The sequence below is a fragment of the Desulfuromonadales bacterium genome (genome assembly GCA_035620395.1).
Taxonomy (GTDB): Bacteria; Desulfobacterota; Desulfuromonadia; order Desulfuromonadales; family DASPGW01; genus DASPGW01.
On record DASPGW010000167.1, the window covers coordinates 1 to 7,120 of the forward strand.

A 7,120-nucleotide genomic window follows, 5' to 3' on the forward strand; every position below is an offset into this window, starting at 1 on the left:
TGGAATTGGAGAATGGCATTCTCGTACTTCCTCTCGCCGTACCAGCCCTCGCCGATCCAGTACATGGCGTTGACCGACAGCTCGTGCTGCGGGTAACGCTGCAGAAACTCCTGCAGCCGCTGCCGGCCGCCTGCGAAGTCCCCCTTCTTCTGGATCAGCTCCAGTCCGCGCTCGTAGAGGGCCTCGGGCGTTTCCGCCGGGGGCGCCGGCGCCGGTTGGGTCTTGGCCTGCTCCGCCAGCCTGGCCAGCCGGTCCTCCAGCGCCGTCACCTTGAGGGAGAGGTCGTCCCGCACCAGGGAGAGATCACCCCCCAATTGGGCTCGCTCCCGCGTCATGTCCTCAAATCGACCCTGGACCGACTGGAATTCGACCCGCAGGGTGTCGAGCCCCGCCTGCAGATCGGCTTGCTGCCGGGTGAGGAGATCGAGGCGTTCCCTGCCTTGCCGATCATCCTTCATGCTGACTACGTTGCGTTCAAGTTCGGCCAGCCGCCGCTTCATCTCCTGCAGGTCGCTCTCCATACGCAGCTCCCGCTGCGTTGGAATACAACCGGCGACCACTCCCAGCAGGACCAGAACTATTCCCGTTGTCTTCCATCTGTTCAAGACGCGCCTACCTCCCGCAGACCAACCCATTACTTGACAACCTTGAATTCGGCCCGGCGGTTCTGGGCCCAGGCCGTTTCGCCCTTGCCCGGAGCGAGGGGGCGCTCTTCGCCGTAGGAGACGGTCGACAGACGGCCGGCAGCGATGCCGAGGGAAACCAGATAGTTCTGCGCGGCCAGAGCTCGCCGCTCACCGAGGGCGAGGTTGTACTCGTCGGAGCCGCGCTCGTCGCAATGCCCCTCGACGATCACCCTGGCCCCGGGGTTGGCCTTCATCCAGGCGGCATTGCCGGCCAGAACTTCACGCGCCTGGTCGCTGAGGGTGTACTGATCGTAGGCGAAATTGATCCGTTGCAGGCCGGCAACGGCGACCATCTCGGGAGCGACCGGCATCTCCGCTACCGCCTGCTCCTGGAGCCCCGGCACCGGCTGGGGCGGCATTTCGGAAACCATCGGCTGTTCGTATGCCGGCGGCGGCGGCGCAGGAGCGGGAGCGACCACCTCGGGAGCCGGTTTCTTGGCGCAGCCGGCAGCCAGCAGGGCCGCCATGGCAATCGTCACCATCAGTCTCAGGATGTTGTTTTTTTTCATTGTTCCTCTCCTTTTCTGGTCTTCAGGTTGGCGAATCAATGGAATGCTCACAACCCTGTGCGCCAGGGTCAACGTGCCCTCTCCTTGAAACGATAAAATAGGCTAAATTATACAAAGGCCTTCGGGAAAAACAACCCTTTACCAGCGGCCGGACCAGGCCGGGTGGCTGCTGGCCCCCCCGGCGGGCGAGATGCGCCGGCCGCCGGTGCCGTCGGCCCGCATGAGGTAGATCGCCTTGGCGCCCCCCTGGTCGGAGGAGTAGACGAGAAACCGGCCGTCCGGACTCCAGCGGGGGTGTTCCTTGCTCCCCGGGCCGAAGGTCAGGCGCCGCTCGTCGCTGCCGTCGGGCCGGATGGTGTATATATCGAACCGCCCCTCCTCCAGACGGGAGAAGGCAATGCGGTCCCCCTTCGGGCTCCAGGCGGGAGTGGCGTTGTACTTGCCGGCTTCAGTCAGGCGCCGCACCTTGCCCCCGATCACATCCATGATGAAGACGTGGGGATTGCCCTGGCGATCGGAGACGAAGGCGATCGCATCCCCCCGCGGGCTCCAGCTGGCGTCGACGTCGATACCCCAGTCGTTGGTCAATCGCTTGTGCAGCGTGCCGTCGGTGCCGATCAGGTAGATTTCCGAATTGCCGTCCTGGGAGAGGGTGAGCGCGATTTCCCGGCCGTCCGGGCGGTAGCGGCCGGCGATGTTGAGCCCCTTGCGATGGGAGATGCGCGCCTCGCGGCCGGAATTGATCTCCTTGCGGTAGAGGTCGGGAAACCCCGCCCGGTAGGAGGTGAAGATCAGTTCCTTGCCGACGGGCGAAAAATCAGGATTGAGGACGATGGAGCGATGGTCGGTGACGCGGGTCGACTGGTGCCCGTCCACCTCCATCAAGTAGAGCTCCTTGTGGCCGGTCTGGTTGGAGATGTAGGCGATGCGGGAGCTGAAAGGCCCCGCCTCGCCGGTCAGGCTCTTCAGCACTTCGTCGGCGAAGGCATGGGCCATGCGCCGCGCATCGCTCGTCTTGCCGAGATAGCGCCGGCCGGTGAGCAGGCGCCGGCCGGTCGTATCGAAAAGGCGTGCCTCGAGGGTGAGCTGATCACCCTTGAGCGTATAGGCCCCCTTGATTACCGCCTCGGCGCCGAGCAGCCGCCACTGGCCAAAGTCGACCTGGGTGCTGTTGAGGCCGGGCTTTTGGGCATCGGAGAGGAAGGCGGCCGGGTCGATCAGGCGGAAGAGGCCGGAGAGGTCGAGGTCGGACTGCAGCACCGCGGCGACCTCGGCGGCGATTTCCGGACGCACCGCCCCGTCGAGGGGGAGGAAGCGGGTCACCGCCAGCGGGATGGCCTGCTGGCCCGGGGCGGTAATCTCGATCTGGGCCAGGGCGCTCCCCGAGAAGAGGGCCAGGCCGATCAGGGTGAACAGCAAACTGCGGATCATGGCCTTACTCCAGCAGGTCCTTGAGATTGAAGACAATATCCTTCTCCATGCGGCTCCCCGGCGGATTGGGAAGTTTCTTGAGTTGCAGTACGGCCTTGCGGACCGAGTCGTCGAACCGTTCTTCGCCGGACTTTTTGATGAAGTTGTAGTCGAGCAGGTTCCCCTGGGCATCGAAAGCCAGCTTGACCGTCGCCTTCAAATCCCGGCGCGAAACCTGGTACCTGGAGAGGGTCCAGGCCTGCTTCAGGTATTCGTGCAGCCAGGCGTCATAGGAGCTGCCGGCTTCCGTCCCCTTGCCATCCATCATCCCGGCAGGAGCACCGGAGATAGCCGCCTGGCGGGTGTCCTTCGCGGCCATTTCGTCAAGACGCCGCTTCATGTCGTCGATCTGTTGGCGCGCCTGCATCTGGCGAAGCTTTTCCTGGAGAGCTTTTTCATCCGCTGCGGAAGGCTTTTCGCTGGCCTTGACCTGAGCGGCTTCCGGCTTTTTCGGCTTGACGGCAGCGGGCTTTGCGGCTTCCGGCTTCGCCAGCTTGACCGCCTCCGGCTTGGCTTTCGGCTTCGGCGGCGCCGGCGGCGACGCCTTGACCGGCTCGGGCGCGGCCGCCTTCGCCTGAGGCTTCGGCGGCCGGGCATCGGGGCGGCCGGCCTGCGGGTTCATGACCGGCAGGTTGACCAGGTCGACATGGTAGACCGGCCGCAGGTCGCGCTGAAAGCGGGGGAACAGCACGCCCGAAAAGAGCAGGACGGCGGCCAGGTGCACGCCGAGGGAGGCGAGCAGCAGCCGCCCGAAGCGGGGATCGTGATGATAGCCGGCCAGCTGCCGGTCGGTGTGATGGTGACTCATGGGCAGATTCGCGACAGGCCCCGCCAGTGGAAAGCGGGGGCTACTTCTCGGGTTGTTCGGCGACCATGCCGAGCTTCTGCACGCCCGCCTCGCGGATGGCGGCCATCACCTTGACCACCTCGCCGTAAGCGACGGCCCGGTCGGCCTCGAGGAAGACCTCCTTCTCCTGCCGTCCCTCGAGGATCTGGCGCAGCACCGGCGTCAGCTTGGCCGGCGAATCGATGCGGGAGCGGCCGATGGCAATGCTGCCGTTCTTGTGCACGGTGACGATCAGCGGCTCCTTGGCGGCGGCGAGGTTGGGGGCGTTCTCCACCTCGGGCAGGTTGACGTCGAGCCCCTTCTCCATCATCGGCGCGGTCACCATGAAGATGATGAGCAGAACCAGCATCACGTCGACGAAGGGGGTGACGTTGATCTGGGAGAGGGTGCTGCGCCCCCGGGTTTCCCGCTGACCGACCTCCACTACCCCCTCCGCCCCATGCGCTCGACGATGTTGAGAAACTCCTGGCAGAAGTTGTCCATCTCGCCGGTCAGCACGTTGACCTTGTTGACGAAGTGGTTGTAGGCGACCACCGCCGGGATCGCCGCCACCAGGCCGATGGCGGTGGCGACCAGGGCCTCGGAGATCCCCGGGGCGACGACGGCCAGCGAGGCGCTGCCGGTCTTGCCGATGCCGTGGAAGGAGTCCATGATTCCCCAGACGGTGCCGAAGAGGCCGATGAAGGGAGCGGTGGAGCCGGTGGTGGCGAGGAAGGTGAGGTATTTCTCCAGGCGGTGCATCTCCAAAGTGGTGGCCCGGCGCAGGGCGCGGCCGACGTTGCCGCTGCCGCCGAGGTCGGCGCTCAGGGCGTGGGCGTGCTCCTCATCCCCCTCGCGCTTGCGCTGTCCCTTGACCAGTTCCTGATAGCCCTCGCGGAAGAGGACGGTCAGCGGCGAGTGGGCGTAGTCCTTGAGCCCCAGGCTGATGGTGTCGAAGCGCTTCTTGGCCCAGAAGAAGTCGAGGAAACGCCCGGAATCGCGGGTCGCTCGGTGGATGACGAGGAACTTGTAGAAGATGATGGCCCAGGAGACCACCGAAAAGTAGACGAGAACCGCCAGCACCAGTTTGACCACCGGCCCGGCATTGAGAACGAGTTCCAAGAGACTGCCTCCCTGCGTGGGATTTGGGGTGAACGCTGCCGATTATCGGCCAACCCCGCCTGGCAAGTCAACCGGAATCGGAAAAAGCCTTTTTTTGTCGCTGACTTGCAGTGAAATGACCAGGTCAGTCGGGGGTCACCGCCCGAGCATGCGCCCGGCGGTAGAAATCGACCTGCCCCAGCTTGTCGGGACGCGCACCGGAGGCCAGGGCGTCGACCTCCAGCAGGTCGAGCAGCATGGAAAAGCGGCGGTCCTCGATGAAGCGCCACTTATTGCGGGTCAGGCCGTATTCGTCCCGCACCTGCCAGGAGAGGGCGAACATGTGGTGACGCACCAGCCAGACCACGTCGGCGGCCGTCCGCTCTTCCATCCCCAGGCGGGAGAGTATCGTGGCGGCCAGCTCGGCCCCCTTGCGATCATGGTCATAGGCGCGCAGTCGGCCACGAATCTCCCGGGTGGTCAGCGCCTTGCCGACGTCGTGCAGCAGGGCCGCCCAGGCCAGGCGCCGATCGGGTGCGGGGGGAAGATGCCGGAGCGCCAGCAGGGTGTGGGTCAGGGCATCCCCCTCGGGGTGGTATTCGGGGGGCTGGGGGACCTCCGCCAGGGCGAAGACTTCGGGGAGGATTTCTCGCAGGCGGAGGTCGCTTTCGAAGCGCGCCACGCGCGCCAGCGGGTCGGGAAGAAAAAAAACGCTTTCCACGTATTCGAGGTCGGTCATGCTCGCTCCGTCGCCAGTGGTAACACCTTTATAACGCGGCTGGCCGCTTCGTACAAGGCAAGGTTGTCAAACCCCCTGAAACAGCTATCCTTTCAGAGAACCCTCCGCAAGGAGCCCGCCCATGCTCGACCTCGCCGCCATCTCTGCCGCCGCCGACACCATCCGCGGCCGTGCCCGCCGCACTGAGCTGATCCATTCCCACTATTTCTCCCAGCGGGTGGGCGTGCCCCTCTACTTCAAGTGCGAGAACCTGCAGCGCACCGGCTCGTTCAAGATTCGCGGCGCCTACAACTTCCTCCACCACCAGAACGAGGAAGCCCGGCGACGCGGCGTCATCACCGCCTCGGCCGGCAACCACGCCCAGGGGGTGGCCCTCGCCGCCGCCGAGTTCGGCATCTCCGCCCTGGTCGTGATGCCGGAAAACACCCCGCTGGCCAAGGTTCTGGCGACCCGGGAATACGGGGCGGAGGTGGTGCTGCACGGCACCTCCTTCGACGACGCCGCCAGGCATGCCAGGCAGCTGGAGAAGGAACGTGGGATGCTCTTCGTGCCGGCCTTCGATCACCCGCTGGTCATGGCCGGCCAGGGGACGGTGGGGCTGGAAATCATGGAAGACCTCCCCGATGTCGAAACCCTGCTCGTCCCCATCGGCGGCGGCGGCCTGATCGCCGGCATCGCCACCGCCGCCAAGACGCTCAACCCCGCCATCCGGATCATCGGCGTCGAGGCCGCCGGCGCTCCCACCGCACTTCTCTCCCGCCGCAAGGGGGAAATCGTCACCCTCGCCGCCGCCCATTCCCTGGCCGACGGCATCGTCGTCAAGCGCCTCGGCGAGCAGACCTTTCCGATCATCGAGGCGCTGGTCGACGACATCGTCACCGTCGAGGAGGAGGAGATCGCCCAGGCGATCGTCAGCCTGCTGGAAAAGGCGAAGCTGGTGGCCGAGGGGGCCGGAGCGGTCACCCTGGCCGCCCTGCTCTACGGCCGCCGGCGGCTGCATCGCGGCAAGACGGTCTGCATCCTCTCCGGCGGCAACATCGACGTGCAGACGGTCGCCCGGGTGGTGGAACGGGGGATGATGGCCGAGGGGAGGTATCTCAAAATCCGCGTCGAACTGCTCGACGCGCCCGGTTCGCTGGCCGCGCTGGCGGCCCTGCTGGGGCAGGAGGGGGCCAACATTTTTCACGTCAGTCACGACCGGCGCACGGCCGGTCTTCCCCTGGGCCGGGCCGAGGTGCACCTGGAGCTGGAAACCCGCGGCCCGCAGCACATTTGCCACATTCTCGAGCGGCTGGAGCAGGAGGGCTACGGTGCAGAAATGCTGCGCTGAAGCAGCGCGGCCTCGCCTGACCCTGATCGGCACCGTGCACCGGGACCCCCGGGGGGCCGAGCGGCTGCAGTCGCAGCTGCGCTCCCTGCACCCCGATCTCATCACGCTGGAGATGAGCGAGAAAGCCCTCGCCTACCGACAGGGAGACGCCCGCCGGCAGTTGCTGCGCCTCGACCGCCTTTTGGTTCGCCTGGCCAGGGAACTGCCGATCGAACCGGTGAAGCTCCAGGCGCATCCTGCCGTCGCCGACATCCGGACGCTGCTGGCTCTTCCCTTCGAATACCAGGCGGCAGCTGCCTATGCTGCCGGCGGGGCGGTGCCGCTGCACCTGATCGACCGCTCCGACATCTCGGCGGCGAAGCTGCAAAGTGTCGAGAGGGAACTGATCACTTACCGCAATCTGAAGATACTGGTAACGCTTCCGGCCGGTGCCGAGAAATCGGACTTCGAGGGGTACGG

9 protein-coding genes are annotated in these 7,120 nt (G+C 65.8%); 2 read left to right on the forward strand and 7 right to left on the reverse strand.

Features of this window, described 5'->3' with window-relative positions:
• The 7 genes from VD811_08875 to VD811_08905 form a co-directional block, all read right to left on the reverse strand.
• A partial coding sequence (locus VD811_08875) for a hypothetical protein (GenBank protein HXV21085.1) occupies window positions 1–605 on the reverse strand: 605 nt, incomplete at its 3' end.
• Window positions 606–634: 29 nt separating this feature from the next.
• Window positions 635–1,195, reverse strand: coding sequence for a peptidoglycan-associated lipoprotein Pal (pal, locus tag VD811_08880; protein HXV21086.1), 561 nt, complete (start codon window positions 1,193–1,195; stop codon window positions 635–637).
• A 138-nt stretch (window positions 1,196–1,333) separates the two neighbouring features.
• Window positions 1,334–2,626: a Tol-Pal system beta propeller repeat protein TolB gene (gene tolB / locus VD811_08885; GenBank protein ID HXV21087.1), complete on the reverse strand. Its 1,293-nt coding sequence runs from the start codon at window positions 2,624–2,626 to the stop codon at window positions 1,334–1,336.
• Window positions 2,627–2,630: 4 nt separating this feature from the next.
• On the reverse strand, window positions 2,631–3,473 hold the full coding sequence (locus VD811_08890; protein ID HXV21088.1) for a TonB C-terminal domain-containing protein: 843 nt from the start codon (window positions 3,471–3,473) through the stop codon (window positions 2,631–2,633).
• 40 nt (window positions 3,474–3,513) lie between these two features.
• Complete coding sequence (gene tolR, locus VD811_08895) at window positions 3,514–3,936, reverse strand: protein TolR (GenBank protein HXV21089.1); 423 nt, start codon at window positions 3,934–3,936, stop codon at window positions 3,514–3,516.
• Complete coding sequence (gene tolQ / locus VD811_08900) at window positions 3,936–4,613, reverse strand: protein TolQ (GenBank protein HXV21090.1); 678 nt, start codon at window positions 4,611–4,613, stop codon at window positions 3,936–3,938. The genes tolR and tolQ overlap by 1 nt, the downstream gene beginning before the upstream one ends.
• 124 nt (window positions 4,614–4,737) lie before the next feature.
• On the reverse strand, window positions 4,738–5,331 hold the full coding sequence (locus VD811_08905; GenBank protein ID HXV21091.1) for an HD domain-containing protein: 594 nt from the start codon (window positions 5,329–5,331) through the stop codon (window positions 4,738–4,740).
• Between the two features lie 121 nt (window positions 5,332–5,452).
• On the opposite strand from VD811_08905, the gene ilvA reads away from it, so the two are divergent.
• Window positions 5,453–6,661, forward strand: a complete 1,209-nt coding sequence (ilvA, locus tag VD811_08910; GenBank protein ID HXV21092.1) for a threonine ammonia-lyase — start codon at window positions 5,453–5,455, stop codon at window positions 6,659–6,661.
• Window positions 6,642–7,120, forward strand: a 479-nt coding sequence (locus VD811_08915) for a hypothetical protein (protein HXV21093.1), incomplete at its 3' end; no start/stop codon positions are given. The genes ilvA and VD811_08915, both read left to right, overlap by 20 nt.